Genomic DNA, 18297 nt, shown 5'->3' with positions numbered 1-18297 from the left:
CATGGATCGCATACGCATCTACAACGGCATGCCCGCCAAGGAACTGGGCAACGACGGCTGGCACAAGCCGTGGAGCGGGGGGAACGGCGGCGAGTGCGTCGAGGCCATGAGACTGGGTGACGGCCGGGTGGCGCTGCGGCAGTCGACCGACCCGGACGGTCCGGCGCTGATCTACACCCACCGCGAAATCGTGAGTTTCATCGAGGGCGCGAAGGCCGGAGAAGCCGACTTCCTGCTCTCCGCGCCGTGTCGGCGCCCCGAACGGAGGACGGCGTGAGCGAACAGGACATAGCCCCCGAGGCGCGCGGCCCGCAGGGCTCGCCGGAACCGGAGCACTCGGGGTTCTCCGCGGAGGACATCGACACCAGCCGGCCGCACCCGGCCCGGATGTACGACTACTACCTCGGCGGCTGGGACAACTACGAGGTCGACCGGGTGGCCGCTGAGCGCGTCATCGAGGTCCACCCCCAGATACGGCTCAGCGCCCGCGCCAACCGCGCCTTCCTTCAGCGGGCCGTGCGTGCCCTGGTCGGCGGCGGCATCCGCCAGATCATCGACATCGGCACCGGCATCCCGACCTCGCCCAACACCCATGAGGTGGCCCGCGAGGTCGCGCCCGACACCTGCGTGGTCTACGTCGACAACGACCCGATCGTCGCCACCCACGCCGGGGCGCGGCTCACCAACACCGAACGCACCGGATTCGTGCTCGGTGACGTCCGCGACCCGAAGGCGATCCTCGACCACCCGGTCGTCCGCGAACTGATCGACTTCGATCAGCCGGTGGTGCTGCTGCTGGTCGCCGTCCTGCACTTCATCCGGGACGACGAAGACCCCGTCGCCATCGTCGCCACCCTCGCCGACGCCCTCCCCGCGGGCAGCCACATCGTCCTGTCGCACGCCACCGGCGAGCCCTACGAGAACTACGCCCCGGGGCGGACCGACGTTCAGGCGCGCGACGGCGTGGTGAACGTCTACCGCAGCGCCACCGCCACCCTCAACCTGCGGTCGAAGGCCGAGATCGAGCCGCTCCTCGACCCGTTCACGGTGCTGGATCCGGGGGTCGTACGGGTACCGCTGTGGCGGCCGGACGGCGAGGTGCCCGGCGCGAAGGAACTCAACGACACCATCTTCTACGGCGCGGTGGGCCGCAAGGACTGACCGGCCGCCGACGGGGCGGCCGCGACGGACGGCGGCAACGGCCGGCCATGGCCCGAAGCCGCACCGGCTCAGACGGCAGGCTCGGTGACATGGGCGTCCAGGGCCGCGCAGAGCCAGTCGTGGGCGGCGCCGGCGGTCGGCTGCGACGGGTCGGACAGTTCGGCGGCGAGGTGCCAGTAGCGGTCGATACGCGGGTCCGCGGCGAGCACCCCGCTGAGCCGGCGGCGGAACGCCGGGGTGTCGCGCGTGCCGGCTGAGTGGGCGTAGGCGGAGACGAAGCAGTCGAGCGCCTCGCCCTCGTGCGGCGGCCGCTGCGTGCGCAGTGGGGGCGAGGCCAGCGCGTACGCCTCGATGAGGCCGTCGTAGAGCACGGCCGGGCGGTAGCCCTCGTCGCGCCGGTGCGCCGCGGGCTGGTGCTGCCCGCCGCCGCTGTGGCAGGGACCGGAGACCAAGGCGTGCAGTTGGGCGAAGGTCAACACCTGGGCCGGGGTCGGGTCCGCGGGGGGCTGGGGCACCGCGTGCTCGATGATCGTGGAGGCCAGCCGGGCCGGGAGTCGCGGGGGCAGCCACTGCCTCCAGAAGCGCGCCAGCGCGGCCGTGCTGGGGGGAGTGGACATGCCGCCGATGAGGCGCAGCCGGTCGGTGCGCTCCTCGGGTGCGCAGTCCTGGAGGAGGTGCAGGGCGGCCTCCCGCCACCGCAGGGCCGCCATCCGCGTGCCGAGTTCCCGCAGTTGCCCCGCGATGGCGTCTTCCAGCGCGCCTTCCTGGTCGAGGATGCGACCCACGTCCGGGACGGGCAGGTCGAGGGTCCGCAGGGAGCGGATCATGCGGAGTCGGTCGAGTGCCTCGGGGCCGTACCTGCGGTGGCCACCGGCGCTGCGGGCGGCTTCGGGCAGCAGACCGCGGTCGGAGTAGAAACGGACCGTCTTGACGGTGACACCCGCCTGCTCGGCGAGTTCCCCGATGCTCCACATGCGGTCAACGGACACGACTTGAACCTCCCTCCGGGGGAGTTCCTAGCGTAGCGGCGAGCGCGGAGGGCCGGTGCGGCCGGACCCGCGGACCACGGCGTGCGAGGAGAGCTACATGACGGCATTCGTATTGGTGGCGGGGGCCCACACCGGCGGCTGGGTATGGCGGGAAGTGGCTGCCAGGCTGCGGGAGTCGGGGGCCGAGGCGTATCCGGTGACGCTCTCCGGCATGGGTGAAGGCGGTGGCCCGGCGGGGCCGGACGCGGACCTGGAGACGCATATCGCGGATCTGGTGCGGCTGATCGACGAGCTGGAGGCGCCGGAGGTGGTGCTCGTCGGGCACTGCTACGGCATCCACCCGGTGCTCGGCGCCGCCGACCGGCGCCCGCAGCGGATTGCCCGGGTCGTCCATCTGGATGTGGGGGTGCCGCAGGACGGCGACCCGGCCCTGAGGCTGGTGCCCGATCAGGAACTCCGCGACCGGCTGCAGGCGCCGGACCGGCCGGCCGGGGAGAGCCGGCGAATTCCCCCGCCGTCGCTCGACGAGTGGGAGCGCTGGGGCAGCACCGCCGGCGTCCCGGCAGAGGCCCTGGCGGAGCTGGCCCACCGTGCCGTGCCGCAGCCGCTGGCGACGTTCACCCAGCCGCTCCAACTCTCGTGCGCAGCAGCGGAGTTCCTGGTGACCGGTGTGCTCTGCACCGCCAACGGGTCGAGCATCGCCCTGGTCCAGACCCTGGTGGGACTGGGCGACCCGCGCCTGAAGGCGCTCACCGACCCCCGGGTGAGCTTCTTCGATCTCCCCACCGGGCATTGGCCAATGCTCTCCGCCCCTGACGAACTGGCCGACGTACTGCTGCGGGCCGCCGCAGGAGAGGGGCACCACCTGTCCGCGGCGGCGAGCGAGCAGCCCGGGCACCTGCGGCCCTTCCTCATGGATGTCCCGGAGCGGCCCCGTGAGCGGGTGGGGCGGGTCGATCTCTACCTGCCGGACGCCGACCGGCCCCGTCCGGCGGTGGTGTTCGTCCATGGCGGCCCGGTTCCCGCCGGCGTGCGGCCGACGCCGCGGGACTGGCCGGCCTTCACCGCCTACGGCCGGTACCTGGCGCACCAGGGGGTGGTCGGCGTGACGCTGGACCACCGGCTGCACGACCTCGCCGACTACGGGCGCGCCGCCGAGGACCTCGCCGAAGCGGTCGAGCGCGTACGAGCCGATCCGCGCGTCGACGAAGAACGCGTCGCGCTCTGGTTCTTCTCCGCCGGCGGCCTGTTGTCGGCGGACTGGCTCGCGGCTCCCCCGCCCTGGCTGCGCTGCGTGGCGGCGACGTATCCCATCCTGGCGCCGCTGCCCAACTGGGGGCTTTCCGCGTCCCGTTTCCGCCCGGCGGTTGCGGTGCGTAGCGCGGGACGGCTGCCGATCGTGTTGACCCGGGTGGGGCTGGAGCTCGCCGAAATCGCGGCGACCGTCAAGGAGTTCCTGACCGAGGCCGAGAAATGCCGAGCCGATGTCGAGGTGATCGATCTGCCGCTCGGCCACCACGGTTTCGAAACGATCGACCACACCGAGGACGCGCGCCATGCCGTCCAGCAGGCGGTGCGATCCGTCCTCGCGCAGCTGCGCGGCTGAGCCGTCCCGCGGCCGCCCGCCCCGGGGGAGCGGGCGGCCGGGGTGACCCGAAGGGCACGGCCTAGGCCCCGGCGTGGGAGACCTCGGCGTCCGAGGGGCCGGAAAGGGCTTCGGCGGGTGTTTTGTTGACGGCCGGGTGGAGGGGGCGGAGCATTTCCGGGTCGGCGAGGGCGGTGTGTGTGCCAGGTGAGGTGCAGGCGTACGCGCCCGCCACGGCGCCAAGACGCGCGCACTCCTCCAGATCCAGGCCGGCTCGCCGGCCATAGAGGAACCCGCTGGTGAAGGCGTCGCCCGCGCCGTTGCTGTCGACGACGGGGCCGGGCGGGACCGCGGCCGGGACGTGCCGGGGAGTGCGGTCGTCGGGAGTGAGGAGGTAGGCGCCGCCCGCGCCCGCCGTCGCGATGACCACCTCGGCCCGGCCTTCCCGGAGGATCTCCCGCATGACGGGGCCGATCCGTTCGCCCGCCCCGGCCGTGCTGAGGAACACCAGGTCCGAGCGGAGCGCGAAGTCCCGGTGGTGGCCGGTCAGGCCGTCCCAGTCGTGCAGGTCCGTGGAGACGGGGATGCCGAGGGCCTCGATGTCGTCGTACAGAAATCGCGCGAAGTGCGTGATCGACAGGTGGACGTGGCGGGCGCGGCGCAGTGCCGGGAGGTAGTGCTCGGGCGGCATGCGAAGGTCGAGAGGGTCGCGGCCGTCGTAGAAGGACGTCCGGCGGCCGTCGGGGGAGACGAGGTTGACGGCCCGTCGGGTGCCGTGCGGAGAGATCAGCGGCCGGAAGTCGACGCCGGTAGGGGCGAGCCGCTCCCGGACCAGGGTGCCTTGGTGGTCGTCGCCGATGAAGTCCACGAATCCGGTGGTGAGTCCGAGTGCCGCGCAGCCGAGCGCGACCCCGGTCCCGGTGTGCCCCGCGCCTTCGCGGATGGGCGGCACCGTGTACGCGTCGGCGGCCGGCACGGGGAGCGCGCCGACCTGCACGGTGGTGTCCACGCCCGATCCGCCGATCACGAGGACGTCGTACGGCTCAGTTACCTGCTGGAATGTCACAAGCGTCCTTGAATCCCTTGCTGGTGAGACCGTTTGCGGACGTTTCCCGTCCGCTGCCGGGAGTCTAGACGCAGGCCCACCACATAACGGGATGTCAGGGACTGCCGTGACGTGCGGGAGGAAACAGCAGCTGAGAAGCGGTTTCGGGGCGACTCGGGCGACGTCGCCACCCCTCGGTGGGGGGTGGCGACGGCCGTGAACCGGCGTGCCGGGACGGGCGTTGACATCGCTGTGCGTGCACTGAAGTCTGGGCGCCAGTGATCAGGTTGGCGCGCGCAGTGCGTGCCGGGTGGGGAGCGGGTACGGATGACAGCGCACGCCGGGAGCGGGCACCACGCGATCGTGATCGGTGGAGGGCTCGCCGGGATGCTCGCCGTCACCGCCCTGCTGGGGCACGTCGAGACCGTCACCGTCATCGAACGCGACCGGTACCCCGCAGGCCCGGCCTTCCGCAAGGGCGTCCCGCAGGCCCGTCACCTGCACATCCTCCTCAGCGGCGGCCAACGCGCACTGGAGGACCTGCTGCCGGGCACGGTCGGGGCGCTCGCCGACGCGGGGGCCCGCAGCCTGTATCTCCCGCGCGATCTGCTGACCCGCACGCCCACCGGGTGGCAGCGCCGCTTCGACGAGCGCCGGCATCCGACGCTGTGCGTCACCCGGCCGCTGCTCGACGCGGTCGTACGGGAGCGCACGCTCCTGGGGGCAACGGCTTCGCCCACCCGCGTCGAGGTGCTGGAGGCCACCGAGGCGGTGGGCCTGACCGGTGACGCGGGGCGGGTGACCGGGGTTCGCGTGCGGTCCCGGGGCGGCGAGCCGGCCGACCGGGCCGAGCGCGCCCTGTCCGCCACGCTGGTCGTGGACGCGTCCGGCCGCGGTTCCCGGGCTCCCCAGTGGTACGCCGACCTCGGCCGGCCAGCGCCGCACGAGGTGACCGTCGACGCCGGAATCGCCTACGCCACCCGGGAGTACCGGCCCAGCGACCCGGACTCCGCGCCGGACGTGGGGGTGAACATCCCCGGCTGGCCGCAGTGCCCGCGAGGCGGCGCGTACGTGCCGGTCGAGGACGGCAAGTGGCTGCTGACGCTGTCCGGCGTCCGCGGACACCATCCGCCCACCGACGCGCAGGGGTTCCTCGGCTTCAGCGCCACCCTCGGCGACCCGTACGTCCATGAACTCCTCGCCCGCGCCGAGCCGGTCTCCCCGGTGCACGGTTTCCGCGACACCTGCAACCGCCGTCGGCACTTCGAACGCCCCGACGCGGCACCCGACGGCTTCCTCGCCCTCGGGGACGCCCACTGCACCTTCAACCCCGTCTACGGGCAGGGCATGTCGGTCGCCGCGCTCGGCGCGGTCGCCGTGCGCCGCACTCTGGAGACCGCCGGCGGCCCGGTCCCGGGATTCACCGCCGAGGCCCAGCGGGCGGTGTCCCGCGCCGTGGATCCGGCATGGCTGGCGGCCGTCGGCGCGGACCGCCCGTACACGACCGACGGGGACGCCGGAGCGGGCCCCGGTGAGCGGCTGGCCACCTGGTACTTCGGCCGCCTGGCCGCCCGCGCCGCCATTGACCCCGTCGTCGGCGCGGCCTACCGGGACGTCTTCTGCCTGACCGCACCGCTGTCCCGGCTCGTCGCGCCGCGCATCGTCCTGCGCACCGTCTTCCTGCCGCGCCGACCGGGCCTTGCCGCCCCGCCGGACGCCGTCGAGACGGTGTGACACGCGGCCGGGGCCCCTCCGGCACCCGGCCGCGGAAATCGGATGCGTCCGCCGGATCCCGCACGGGAGAGTGGGGCATGACGTGGACGCTGAGAGACGAGATCGACCGCTTCGAGGAGGCCGCCGGGGCGTTTTTGCGGGCGCGGCCGGCGGAGCACACCGTGCTGCTGTCCGTCACGGCCTCTCTGCGGGCCATCGGACCTGACGCGTACGGCGACCGAGCCCCGTGGTTCGGGTGGTGGCAGCGGGCGGGGCGGTCGGTGGAGGCCGCCCTGGTGTGGACCCCGCCGCGCCCCGCTCTGCTCTCGCCGATGGGTGACGACGCCGCGGCGGCGCTGGTGGACGCGCTGGCACGCCTACGGCTCGGGGTGCCCGGGGTGAACACCTGCCGGGCCGCGGCCGAGGCGGTCGGCGCGGCCTGGCGGCGCCACGGCGGCACCGTCGAGATCGCTGACCGCAACCGCCTCTACCGCCTCGGCACGCTGACCCCGCCGGAGCCCGCGCCGCCGGGCGCGGCCCGCCTCGCCACTTTCGCCGACCGGGACCTGCTGCTCGCGTGGTTCGCCGCCTTCGCCGCGGATATCGGCAGCTCGCCGCCCCGGGACGCCCGCGCGGTCGACGACCGGCTCGGCCACGGCCGCTGCACCCTGTGGGAGGTCGACGGGCGTCCCGTCTCGCTCGCCGGGATCACCCGCACGGTCGCCGGCTCGGCCCGGGTGGCCCCCGTCTACACCCCGCCCGAGCTGCGCGGACGCGGCTACGCGGCGGGAGTGACCAGCGCCGTCTCGCAGGCCGCACGGGACTCCGGCGCCCGGGAGGTGCTGCTCTTCGCCGACCTCGCGAACCCCACCAGCAACGCCCTCTACCGGCGACTCGGCTATCGGCCGGTCGATGACCATCTCGTGCTGGAGCTCCTCCCCGCCGGGCGGGGCTGACCCGAGCCCGGCGGTCGGAGCAGTCCGCACCCGCCGCCACGGGCCGGACCTGCCGTGGTGGCCGGAAACGACCGCACCGGACCCGCTGCCGCATCCCGATCACCGGCCGGCCGGTGATCGGGCAGCCGGGCCCGCGGCGGTGACCGCGGCTCATCGGGAACGTCACACCGCCACCCGGAATGGCACGGCCGGTCGCGCGGTTTGTGTCTGCGGGTGATGGTGTTCACGTCAGGGTGTCGTGGTGCCGCAGCAGGACGGCGCCGCGAGGCCCGGTGCGCCGGAACCTGCCGCTCGCGCGGCCCGTTCACTTCGCGACTGCCCCGACCCTGGAGGTACCGTGACCGGTTCCCGACCCCGCCGCGCTGGCCTCAGCGCGCTACGCCCCGCGAGTTTCGGCGCTGAGCCCACCGGGGAGCGGCTGGCCAGAATGCGCAGGTCGCCGCAGTTCGTGGACGGTCAGTTCCGCAATCCGATAGAGACCAGACAACTGCTCAACGGCTCCGCGCTGCCCATGGCCCGGACGCAGCTGAGCCGTGACGGGCGGCTGCGCCGCGCGCCGGTGGGCCGGATCCCGGTGCACCGCCCCACCACCGAGGAGTGGGGCGGGCCGCCGGCCTCCGGGCTGCGGCTCACCTGGATGGGGCATTCGAGCGTGCTCGCCGAGATCGACGGTCGGCGGGTGCTCTTCGACCCGGTCTGGGGTGAGCGCTGCTCGCCGTTCACCTGGGTGGGTCCCAAGCGGATGCACCCGGTGCCGGTGGAGCTGGCGGAGCTGGCGCCGGTCGATGTCGTGGTGATCTCACACGATCACTACGACCACTTGGACATGGGGACGATCCAGGGCCTGATCGGCTCCGGCGCCGCCTTCGTCGTGCCGCTGGGAATCGGCGCCGACCTGGAGTTCTGGGGCGTACCCGAGGAGCGGATCACCGAGCTGGACTGGCACGAGTCCACCCGCATCGGGGGCCTGACGCTCACCGCCACCCCCGCCCAGCACTTCTGCGGACGCGGGCTGCGCGGCCCGCAGCACACCCTGTGGGCGTCCTGGGTGGTCGCGGGGCCGGAGCACCGGGTCTTCCACAGCGGCGACACCGGGTACTTCGCCGGCTTCGCGGAGATCGGCGCGGAGCACGGCCCGTTCGACGCGACGATGATCCAGATCGGCGCGTACAGCGAGTTCTGGCCGGACATCCACATGACGCCGGAGGAGGGGATGCAGGCCCACACCGACCTCTCCGGGGGCAGCCCCGCCGGTGCCATGCTGCCGATCCACTGGGGCACCTTCAACCTCGCGCCGCACCCCTGGGCCGACCCCGTGGAGCGTACGGTCGCGGCGGCGCGCGAGGCGGGGGCGACGGTGGTGGCGCCGCTGCCGGGCAAGCCGTTCGAGCCCTCGGCGGAGCCGGTTCTGGAACCGTGGTGGCGGGCGGTCGCGGTGCCGCCGGTGCACGGCTGGCCGAGCTGGCCGCCGGTGCGCGTCACCCTGCCGAGCGCGGTGGAAGAGGCGTCAACTCCCTCCGTGTGAACGGGGGTTCGGATTGACTCGTACGGCAGTGCGGGTGGCGCCCACCTAAGGAGGTGGCGAGGGGTAGCGAAACCTCGAAGTGGGTCCGAATACCACCCTGGCAACAACTAGCGTGCGTGCTCCGCGACTGCCAACGGCCGATCCGGAGGGCGCCGATGCCTACCGCATATCCCCAGGGGACCCAGCTCTCCCAGGAGACTCAGAGGTCCCACGGGGCTCAGGGTTCCCCGGGGGCCGCCCCCGTACCCACCTCGCCGCGGCGACGGGAGCGTGAAGGCGGACGGCACGGACGGGCGTCCTTCCCCGAGTCGGCCGCCGACTCGGCGATACGGTCCCGCCTCATCCGGCTCGCCGCCGTCCCCGGCCTCCTGGTCGCCGCCACCTGCACCGCCGTCACCGCCTTCGTCGTGCAGGCCGGCGGTGCCACGCTCACCAGCCGGGAGTGGGTGGTGCTGTTCGGCGGCATGGGGATGATCTGCGTCATCGTGCTCACCGCCGGCGCCGCCGCCAACTCCGAGGCACGCGCGACCGTCGCGCGCTATGCCCGGCTGCGGCAGGTCTGCGCCCGCAGCCAGGCCGACCTCTACGACCTCCTGGACCGCGTACGCCAGGGCGAGTGGCTCCAGCACCGCGAACCGGACCCGGTGCCCGCGCCCACCGGCGACACCCTCGACCTGCTCGCACACGAAGTGGCCGCCGCGGGCCGTGCGGCCGAGTCCGCCGTCATCGACGCCGTCGCCATCGCGCGCAGCAACGCCAGCGGCAGCGAACAGAAGGTCGAGGTCTTCGTGAACCTCGCCCGGCGGCTGCAGTCCCTCGTGCACCGCGAGATCGAGCTGCTGGACGAACTGGAGAACCAGGTCGAGGACCCCGACCTGCTCAAGGGCCTCTTCCACGTCGACCACCTGGCCACCCGCATCCGCCGGCACGCGGAGAACCTCGCGGTCCTGGGCGGCGCCATCTCCCGGCGCCAGTGGAGCCGCCCGGTCACCCTGACCGAGGTGCTGCGCTCCTCGATCGCCGAGGTCGAGCAGTACCCGCGGATCAAGCTCGTGCCGCCGATCGAGGGCACCCTGCGCGGGCACGCCGTCGCCGACGTCATCCACCTGCTCGCCGAACTCGTCGAGAACGCCTCCCTCTACTCCGCCCCGCAGACCCCCGTACTGCTGCGCGCGCAACTGGTCACCGCCGGCCTCGCGGTAGAGGTCGAGGATCGTGGCCTGGGCATGTCCGCGGAGGAGCAGACGCGGATGAACGCGCTGCTCGCCGACCCCGAACACGTCGATGTCGCCGAGCTGTTGAGCGACGGGCGGATCGGGCTCTTCGTGGTCTCCTCCCTCGCCCGCCGGCACGGCATCGTGGTGCGCCTGCAGAGCAACATCTACGGTGGCGTGCAGGCTGTGCTGGTCCTGCCCAAGGGGCTGCTCGGCGCGGAATCGGGGGAGCAGGAGGCCGCCCTTGCGGGGGCCCCGGACGCCGCCCCGGCCCATGAGCACGACGGTGGGTACCAGGACGCGTACGACCTCCGTCACGAGGCGAGCCGGGAGCGGGACGCGCTCTCCGGTCCGACCCCCGACCTGGCGGTCGAAGCGGCGCGGCGCGACTTCGGCGACCGTGCGACCGGGGCCCCCGCCGACATCGAGCCAGACAGTGCGCCGACCCGGCGCCGGCTGGTCCACGCGACCTCCCCTTCCGGGGCCCCCGCCCCGTCGGCCGAACCGGCCCCCGATCGGCACGGTTTCGAACAGCCGCTGCCGCCCTTGCCCACCCGTTCCGCGGGCCACGCCAGGACAGCCGCCGCACAGCACCAGGAGCCGTACCTCCGCGATGCCGCCGAAGCCGTCGCCGGCGCCCCCGCCTACCCGGCGGCGAGCGCCGCTCACCCCGTCCAGGAGGACCGCCCCGCCGACCCCGGCCCGGTCCTGCTCCCGCCCGCGCCCCCGGCGGACAACGCGGCCCGGCCGCGGCTGCCTCGCCGGCGCAAGCAGGAGCACCTCGTCCCGGAGCTGCGCGGTGAGCCGATCCTGCCGTCCACGGAGCGCCGCACGGGGCCGGAGCCCGAACACGACCCCGGTCTGATGGCCGCCTTCCGGCGCGGCGTCAGCCTCGCCGACGAAACCTACGAATCCGGAAACACCACAGGTCAGGGCGTTGATTTCAGCAGCCTTGGCGGCAATGACCTGCTCTATGACCGTGACCGAGACGCCCCGATGGCCCGCCCACGAGGAGACGACCACAACCATGGTGAGTGATGTGCACACGCAGCCCCAAGCGACGCAGCTGCCGGGAAGCCAGCACACGGACCTGTCCTGGCTGCTGACCGGACTCGTGCAGCGCGTGCCGCATGCCCGCAGCGCGCTCCTGCTGTCCTCCGACGGCCTGGTCAAGGCCGCCCATGGCTTCGACCCGGACAGCGCCGACCACATGGCGGCCCTCTCCTCCGGCCTGTACTCCCTCGCCCGCAGCGCCGGAGCGCGCTTCGGGGAGGGCGACGACGTCCTGCAGGTCGTCGTCGAGCTGGAGACGACGTTCCTGTTCGTCTCCACCGCGGGCTCGGGCGCCTGCCTTGCCGTGCTCGCCGGGCGGGACGCCGACGTGGCGGTACTGGGCTACGAGATGGGAATGCTCGTCAAGAGCGTCCGGCCGTATCTGTCCACCCCCGCACGCCACCAGGCACCGGCGGGCGGTCGCTGACCATGGCGTTGCGTCGCCGGCGGCGGCAGGGCGGCCAGGAGTCACCGTGGTACGACGACGCGGCGGGCCGACTGGTCCGCCCGTACACCATCAGCATGGGCCGGACCCGCCCCACGGCGCACTTCGACCTGCTGACCATGGTGATGGCCACCGGGCGACGGCCCGCCTCCTGCCAGGGGCCGGACTACGCACAGGTGTTGGGCCTGTGCGGCGGTCCGGTCTCGGTGGCCGAGATCGCCGCACACATACGGCTGCCCGCCGTGGTCACCAAGGTGCTCCTCGCCGACCTCGTCGACTGCGGAGCGCTCACCGCGCGGGCTCCCGCAGCCGTTTCGGCAGGGCCCGCGTCCCGGACCGACCGAGCCCTCCTGGAGGCGGTGCTGAATGGACTTCGCAAACGACTGTGACCCCGGAGCTCCGGGGAACACCTCGCACGACCCGTTCCCGACCGCGCTCAAGATCCTCATCGCGGGCGGCTTCGGGGTCGGCAAGACCACCTTCGTCGGAGCGGTGAGCGAGATCGAACCGCTCAGCACGGAGGAACTCCTCACCCAGATCAGCGTCGGCACCGACGATCTGGCGGGTATCGAGGACAAGAACACCACGACCGTCGCCATGGACTTCGGACGGATCACCCTCAGCCCCGCGCATGTCCTCTACCTCTTCGGGACGCCGGGACAGGAACGCTTCTGGTTCATGTGGGACGAGCTGTCCAACGGCGCGCTCGGTGCGGTCATCCTCGCCGACACCCGCCGCCTGGACCAGTGCTTCGCGGCCGTCGACTTCTTCGAGCGCCGCGGCATCCAATTCATCGTCGCGGTCAACGAGTTCGACGGCTCCTACCACTACGAGCCCGACGAGGTCCGCACCGCCATGGATCTCTCGCCGGACGTCCCCGTCGTGATCTGTGACGCCCGCCAGTGCAGCTCGGCCACGCACATCCTGGTCTCACTCGTCCAGCATCTGCTCACTCCCGTCCTCGCCGCGACCCCGGAGCTGCCATGAACCACCCCGCCTCCCGTGTCCCGTACACCGCCTACGACCCGACGCGCCATCTGCTGCTGACGCCGCAGGACGACGAGGCACCGGCGCGCGTGGCGCGGCTGCGCTCGCTGGGGATCGGTGAGTCGCCGCTGCCCGCGTTCGACGAGTTCGCGCGCAAGCTGGCGCGTACCACCGGAGCGCCGTACTCCATGGTCAACTTCATCGACGAGGAGCGGCAGTACTTCGCCGGGCTCTACACGCCGGCGCAGGACCAGGCCGTCGAACTGGGTCCGGCGCCCGCCAGTGCGCAGCCGGGCCGGGTGATGGCCCGCGACCACGGCTACTGCCCGCATGTCGTCGTCCGGCGCAAGGCGCTGGTGCTGGAGGACGTCTGCGACTACCCGCGGTTCGCGGGCAACCCCGTCGTGGACGAGATCGGTATCCGCTCCTACCTGGGCGCCCCGCTCATCGACCGTACGGGCATGGCGCTGGGCACCGTCTGCGTCGTGGACCTCGAACCGCGCCCGTGGGGGCGGGAGGGGCTGGAGACCATCAAGTCGATGGCCGCCGAACTCGTCGAGCAGATCCATCACATGGAGCGTCAGCAGGCCGACGCGCCGTGACGGTACGGCCCGCGCCGCGAGTGCGCGGACCCGGGCCGAGTGACCACGCCCCGCAGGCCGCCGGCTCGGTGCCGGCGGCCTGCGGGCTGTTCCGGGCCGGTTCGCTCACCTCAGGCGGGCGAACCAGGAACTCTTCTGCGTCGGCGCGGTGCGCTGGCCGGGCACCGTCGCGGTGGGCTCCTCCTCGGGGCGCTCCGACGGTTCCAGGCGCAGCACATCCGCCAGGCGGCTCGACCACTCGCCCTTCGCACGGCCCAGGGCCAGTTCGCCCAGCCGCAGCAGCTGGATGTCGGAGGTACCGGCCGGCGCGAAGATGTGGTGCGCGTCGCGAAGGAAGCGCTCCACGGGCCGGTCGATGAACAGCCCGCACGCGGCATGGATGTCCATCGCGTCCCGGGCCGACTCCAGCGCCGACTCCACATTGACCAGCTTGGCGTTCATCAACTCGGCGTCGCACGGCTCGCCCCGGTCCAGCAGATGGACCGCGTGGTAAGCGGCGAGGCGGGCGAGCAGCAGCCGGGACTGGATACGCCCGAGCTTGAGCTTGATCGTGCCGAGGTCGGCGAGCGGCTTGTCGTAGCGCTGCCGCTCGGTGCAGAACCGCGTGGTCTCCTCCAGCACCGCCTGATGGATCCCCAGCGACACGGCGGTCAGGTTCGGCCGGCCGTACAGCACGCTGGAGGAATAGGCGACGGAGAGACCGTCACCCTCCCGGCCCAGCAGATTGGCCGCGGGGACACGGCAGTTGTCGAAGAACAGCTCACCGAAGCTGAAGCCGTGCAGCCCCATCGCCGGCTGCTGTTCCCCGACGCGGAAGCCCGGCCTGTCGGACTCCACGAGGAAGGCCGACAGGCCCTTGGAACCCTCGCCGGTGCGGACGACCACGCCGTGCAGATCGCCGACATGGCTGTTGCCGACGTAGATCTTGCGGCCGTTGAGGAGGTAGTCGTCGCCGTCCCGGACCGCGGTGCTCGCCATGCCCAGCACATGGCCGCCGGACTGCGGTTCGGTCACGGCTATGGTCGGCAGGCAGTCACCGGACGCTATGGCCGGCAGCCAGGTCTTCTTCTGCTCCTCGCTCCCGAAGTGGACGATCTTGGCGACGCCCAGCTGGGACGCCTGCACCATGGCGCCCATGGCGGCGCTGACCCGCGAGATCTCCTCGATGATGAGGGTCTTGGCGACATGACCGGCACCCATCCCGCCGTAGGCACGGTGCACGGTCGCGCCGATCCACCCCTGACGGGCGATGCGGCGCGAAAGGTCATGGCAGACGGTTCGGCTCGCCTCCATCTCCGCAATCCGGGGGCGGACCTCGCTCTCGGCGAAGTCCCTCACCCGCTGCCGGAGTGCTTCATGCCGCTGGTCGGTGAAATAGCGATGCAAGACGAGCCCTCCTCCGCGTTCTTCGCGCGCCGGTCGCTCGCCGCCTCGGGACGGCACCACAGTGGTGCCGCCCGCCACCCTTCCGTTCTGTGATCCGGTGCTTACCGCGCGCAATACCCGTTGGCATACCTACTGCGGGGCGCACAAAACATCAACTGGTGGCATTTATACGCAGAGTTGAAGTGTGAAGCTTCTGCGCGCTCCCCCCCCAGCTCTGCGAGGGTGCGAAGCGCTTTCGGAGGGCCCGAAAATGCGCCACCCCACGCCTCCCTGGCGCTCCACGGAGCGCCCCCGCGGTCAGTGTGCGGCGTCGCAGCAGGTCTCGCGGCGCTGCTGCCTGCCCACCTCCAGCCAGTCGACGGACCTGTCCGTACGCCGGGCCGCCCTGGTGGACCGTGGTGTCGCCCGGCGATCGGCGGGCGTGGGGAAGGAGTCGACCAACTCCCGCTGCGTGAAGAGCCGTCCGCCCCGCAGCACCGCCGAGGTGCGCACCAGCGAGTCGAAGTCGGTGAACGGATCGCCGTCGACCAGCGTCATGTCCCCGAGCTTGCCGACCTCCAGCGTGCCGAGATCACCTTCCGCACCGAACATCCTGGCAGGCAGCGCGGTCGCGGTACGCAGCGTCGCCGGCACGCTGAGGCCGCCCCGGTGCAGCGCCCGCAGGCACAGGTGCAGCCCCAGGCCCACCGGCGCCAGCGGCTGGTCCGTGCCGAGCGCGACCAGCCCGCCGCCGGAGAGCACCCGACGGTAGGCGGCCACCTCCGTGGCGATGTCGGCCAGTTGCGCGGGGGTCGGCCGGTGCCCGGCGCCCTCCTTCACGAAGGCGGTGTCCCAGGGCGGCATCAGGGTCCCCACCCGGTCGTCGTCGGCCAGCGCCGGGTCGTCGCCGAGCAGGGCGGCAGCAGAGAACGGCGTGGCGATCAGAGTGAAGTCGGTGGCCGTGTAGACCTCCTCCACGTCCTGATAGGCGCGCCCCGAAGAGGACACCGCGTGTCCGAACTCCGCTCGCTGCGTCGCCTGTAGATGAGTCGTCAGGTCCTGCCCCAACTGGACGCCCGGGGTGAGCAGATGACTGCCCGCCCGCACCCCCAGCCGCTCGTGGGCGAAGCGGGCGGCCTCCTCCATCACCCAGCCCGGAGCCCTGACGTAGGTCTTGACGAAGTCCCAGTCCAGCGCCGCGCCACGCTCCAGCGAACGCCGCAGTCCGGCGCGGGTGCGGTGCGCCCGCCCCATGCTGTACGCGACCCGCCCGCCGTCCAGCAGCTCCCCGCAGGTCAGCAGGCGCGGCCCGGCGAGCGCGCCGGCCGCCACGGCCTCGCGGATGCGGGCCTGTTCGTAGGAGAAGCCGCCGCAGGAGACCGCGGTGGTGATGCCGTAGGCCAGTTGCAGGGCGGTCTGCCGCCCGCCGTAGGTCGTCTGCCACGGGTGGGTGTGCGCGTCCCACAGGCCGGGCAGCACGGTCTGCCCGGAGGCGTCCACCCGGCGGGCCGTCCCGGCGCCTGACCGGCCCGCCCGGTGCGGGGTGACGGCGGTGATCCGCCCTTCCCGCACCACCACGTCGACATCCTCGCGCACCGTGTCGCCGGTGCCGTCCCAGAACCGTCCGGCGTGGACGACGGTGTCCCGGGCGCGGGTCCCGCGGTGCTCCAGGGCCACCGGCACGGTCCGTGCCGCGCCGTCGGACAGCTCGATCAGCCGCAGCTTCCCGGCCGAGAGGTACAGCAGCGTCCGGGAGTCGCCCGACCAGGACGGATGGTCGGCGCTCTCGTCGGTCAGCCGGCGCGGCGTGCCGTCCGGTGTGCCGTCGGGCCGCACCGGCAGCACCCACAGCGCGGACTCGGCGATCACCGCCATCCAGCGGCCGTCGGGCGACCAGACGGGCCCGGAGTCGTAGCGGTCGGCTAGCGAGACATGCTCGGCGAGCGGGTGCAGCCGGCTCTTGCCGGTCTGGCCGTCCACGACCCGGATGACGTTGTAGCCCTCGCGGAAGCGGCGGTTGAGGCGGTTGCGGTCGCAGTACGCGAGATGGCGGCCGTCCGGTGACCAGCTGGGGCGGCCCGGCAGGCCGCCGCCGCCCAGCGGCGTGGCCAGTACCTTCTCCGTGCCTTCGGCCAGGTTCCGCACGACGAGATTGCCCGACATGTCGAGCGCGGCCAGCCGCCCGCCGTCGGGCGACAGCGCCGGCTGCACCCGGCCGCCGGTGGCCAGTACGGTCTCCTCGCCCGAGGCCAGGTCGCGGCGGCGTACCGCGAACAGGCCGTCCCGGTCGTCCGCGAACAGCAGCGACCGGCCGTCGCGTGACCAGCTCGGCGCGAGGACATAGCGGGTGGCGTCGGCCCGGACGATCCTGCGTGGCGCACCGCCGCCCGAAGTGGATTGCACCCAGAGGGAGTTGAGCGCCGCGAAGGCTACCGTGCGGCCGTCCGGGGAGAGTGCCGGCAGATGCACACCGCGCACCGGCCGGACCGCCGTGCCCTCGAAACCGTAGTCCTTGACGCGGTACCGGGGGCGGTCCAGCGGCAGCCGGGCCGTGAACGGGATGGTCTCGGTCCTCTCCGGCGCGTCCACCCGCACCACCGAGAACTGTCCGCCGACCGTCAGCAGCAGCGCGTCCCGGGACACCCAGCGCGGCGGCACCGGCTCCACGTCGCCGTCGACCGCGACGCGCTCACCATCCACCACGAGGGTGCAGGTGGGGCTCGGGTAGTCAGTGGTGCGCAGATAGGCGAGCCGCCCGGTGGGGGAGAGGGCGGGCGCCATCACCTGGGCGGCGGCCGCCTCGGTGTGCTCGATGCGCACCGGGCCCCCGCCGCCGGCGGGCACGGACGCGACGGTCCGCGAGACCAGCGGCGCGGCTGCGGCGGTTGCCGTTTTTACGACGGCTGCGGCGGTCGCGTCGGGTGCCTTTCCCCTGACGAAGGTGATGCGGGTGCCGTCCGGCGACCAGCAGGGGTCGAAGTCCTCCCAGGCGCCGTCCTGGTGGGGCCCCACCTGGCCGGGCAGCCCGGTCACCCGCGTCAGCCGCGCGGTCCGCAGCTCCAGTACCCAGATCCGGTACGGGCTGCCGGCCACCGCGTCACCACCCCGTTCGGAGGCGAACGCGATGCGGGTGCCGTCGGGCGACCACGCGGGCCCTCGGTCGTCCCACGGGCCGTCGGTCCACTGCCGGAGCCCGGAGCCGTCGGGGTGCAGCGTCCACAGGTGGAAGCCGCCCCCGCGATAGGCGCAGACGGCGATCCGGCGGCCGTCGGGGGAGTGCACCGGACGGGTGGGCTCCAGATCGGGCGGGGTGAGGGCCACCGCCTCGCCGCCGGTACGCGGCACCGACCACAGCACGTTCTGTATCTCCGCGACCAGCCGGTCACCCGCCGGGGAGAGCGACCCGGCGCCGTTGGTGGCCGCGGTGAAGGAGAGGACGCCGCCGTGCGGCCCGGCGGGCTGCGCGGACGCGGTGGGGGCGGCGATACCCCCCAGTCCCGCGGCGGCCGCGGCCGAGGCGGTGCCTTGCAGGAAACCGCGGCGGGACAGCGGCGACGGGATGCGTGAGGAGTGGGAGCGGTCCGTGGTGTCCAACGATCCTCCTGTGACAGGGGGTTGTGGCATGGGCGCCAGGGGTGAGCGGCCCGATCGTGTCAT

At 73.0% G+C, this 18297-nt stretch carries 15 protein-coding genes; 11 read left to right on the top strand and 4 right to left on the bottom strand.

The window, feature by feature from the left end:
- The first annotated feature begins 1 nt into the window (after nucleotide 1).
- Nucleotides 2-277, top strand: a complete 276-nt coding sequence (locus ACH4FH_RS08100; RefSeq protein ID WP_393891583.1) for a DUF397 domain-containing protein — start codon at nucleotides 2-4, stop codon at nucleotides 275-277.
- Between the two features lie 110 nt (nucleotides 278-387).
- Nucleotides 388-1161: an SAM-dependent methyltransferase gene (locus tag ACH4FH_RS08095; RefSeq protein ID WP_398555210.1), complete on the top strand. Its 774-nt coding sequence runs from the start codon at nucleotides 388-390 to the stop codon at nucleotides 1159-1161.
- Between the two features lie 68 nt (nucleotides 1162-1229).
- On the opposite strand, the gene ACH4FH_RS08090 is transcribed toward ACH4FH_RS08095, so the two are convergent.
- Nucleotides 1230-2135: a MerR family transcriptional regulator gene (locus tag ACH4FH_RS08090; RefSeq protein ID WP_398555209.1), complete on the bottom strand. Its 906-nt coding sequence runs from the start codon at nucleotides 2133-2135 to the stop codon at nucleotides 1230-1232.
- A 112-nt stretch (nucleotides 2136-2247) separates the two neighbouring features.
- On the opposite strand from ACH4FH_RS08090, the gene ACH4FH_RS08085 reads away from it, so the two are divergent.
- The gene (locus ACH4FH_RS08085; protein WP_398554920.1) at nucleotides 2248-3756 is read left to right on the top strand and encodes an alpha/beta fold hydrolase; all 1509 of its coding nucleotides are present in this window, start codon (nucleotides 2248-2250) and stop codon (nucleotides 3754-3756) included.
- A gap of 61 nt (nucleotides 3757-3817) precedes the next feature.
- On the opposite strand, the gene ACH4FH_RS08080 is transcribed toward ACH4FH_RS08085, so the two are convergent.
- The gene (locus tag ACH4FH_RS08080; protein WP_398554919.1) at nucleotides 3818-4801 is read right to left on the bottom strand and encodes a carbohydrate kinase family protein; all 984 of its coding nucleotides are present in this window, start codon (nucleotides 4799-4801) and stop codon (nucleotides 3818-3820) included.
- A 306-nt stretch (nucleotides 4802-5107) separates the two neighbouring features.
- Here ACH4FH_RS08080 and ACH4FH_RS08075 point away from each other — a divergent pair, with 306 nt between their 5' ends.
- The 8 genes from ACH4FH_RS08075 to ACH4FH_RS08040 all read left to right on the top strand — a co-directional run bounded on the left by ACH4FH_RS08075 (nucleotide 5108) and on the right by ACH4FH_RS08040 (nucleotide 13275).
- Complete coding sequence (locus ACH4FH_RS08075) at nucleotides 5108-6514, top strand: NAD(P)/FAD-dependent oxidoreductase (protein WP_398554918.1); 1407 nt, start codon at nucleotides 5108-5110, stop codon at nucleotides 6512-6514.
- Nucleotides 6515-6591: 77 nt separating this feature from the next.
- Nucleotides 6592-7449, top strand: coding sequence for a GNAT family N-acetyltransferase (locus ACH4FH_RS08070; RefSeq protein ID WP_398554917.1), 858 nt, complete (start codon nucleotides 6592-6594; stop codon nucleotides 7447-7449).
- A gap of 337 nt (nucleotides 7450-7786) precedes the next feature.
- Nucleotides 7787-8974, top strand: a complete 1188-nt coding sequence (locus ACH4FH_RS08065) for an MBL fold metallo-hydrolase (RefSeq protein WP_398554916.1) — start codon at nucleotides 7787-7789, stop codon at nucleotides 8972-8974.
- 155 nt (nucleotides 8975-9129) lie between these two features.
- Nucleotides 9130-11226, top strand: a complete 2097-nt coding sequence (locus ACH4FH_RS08060) for a sensor histidine kinase (protein WP_398554915.1) — start codon at nucleotides 9130-9132, stop codon at nucleotides 11224-11226.
- Nucleotides 11216-11668 carry a roadblock/LC7 domain-containing protein gene (locus tag ACH4FH_RS08055; RefSeq protein WP_398554914.1) on the top strand — a complete coding sequence of 151 codons (453 nt, stop codon included), beginning with the start codon at nucleotides 11216-11218 and terminating at the stop codon, nucleotides 11666-11668. Before ACH4FH_RS08060 ends, ACH4FH_RS08055 begins: the two co-directional genes overlap by 11 nt.
- A 2-nt stretch (nucleotides 11669-11670) precedes the next feature.
- Nucleotides 11671-12075, top strand: coding sequence for a DUF742 domain-containing protein (locus tag ACH4FH_RS08050; RefSeq protein ID WP_398554913.1), 405 nt, complete (start codon nucleotides 11671-11673; stop codon nucleotides 12073-12075).
- Nucleotides 12053-12673 (top strand): GTP-binding protein, encoded by a 621-nt coding sequence (locus ACH4FH_RS08045; protein ID WP_398554912.1) that lies wholly within the window; start codon nucleotides 12053-12055, stop codon nucleotides 12671-12673. Before ACH4FH_RS08050 ends, ACH4FH_RS08045 begins: the two co-directional genes overlap by 23 nt.
- A complete protein-coding gene (locus ACH4FH_RS08040; protein WP_398554911.1) occupies nucleotides 12670-13275 on the top strand; it encodes a GAF domain-containing protein in 606 nt (201 codons plus the stop codon). Before ACH4FH_RS08045 ends, ACH4FH_RS08040 begins: the two co-directional genes overlap by 4 nt.
- A 105-nt stretch (nucleotides 13276-13380) precedes the next feature.
- On the opposite strand, the gene ACH4FH_RS08035 is transcribed toward ACH4FH_RS08040, so the two are convergent.
- Both ACH4FH_RS08035 and ACH4FH_RS08030 read right to left on the bottom strand, forming a co-directional pair.
- Entirely contained in the window at nucleotides 13381-14661 is a 1281-nt protein-coding gene (locus tag ACH4FH_RS08035; protein ID WP_398554910.1) for an acyl-CoA dehydrogenase family protein, read from the bottom strand.
- 297 nt (nucleotides 14662-14958) lie between these two features.
- Nucleotides 14959-18234 (bottom strand): amidohydrolase family protein, encoded by a 3276-nt coding sequence (locus ACH4FH_RS08030; RefSeq protein WP_398554909.1) that lies wholly within the window; start codon nucleotides 18232-18234, stop codon nucleotides 14959-14961.
- Nucleotides 18235-18297: the final 63 nt, after the last annotated feature.

Source organism: Streptomyces sp. NPDC017993 (assembly GCF_044328065.1).
Lineage (GTDB): Bacteria > Actinomycetota > Actinomycetes > Streptomycetales > Streptomycetaceae > Streptomyces.
This window is presented reverse-complemented; position numbering and strand designations above follow the sequence as displayed.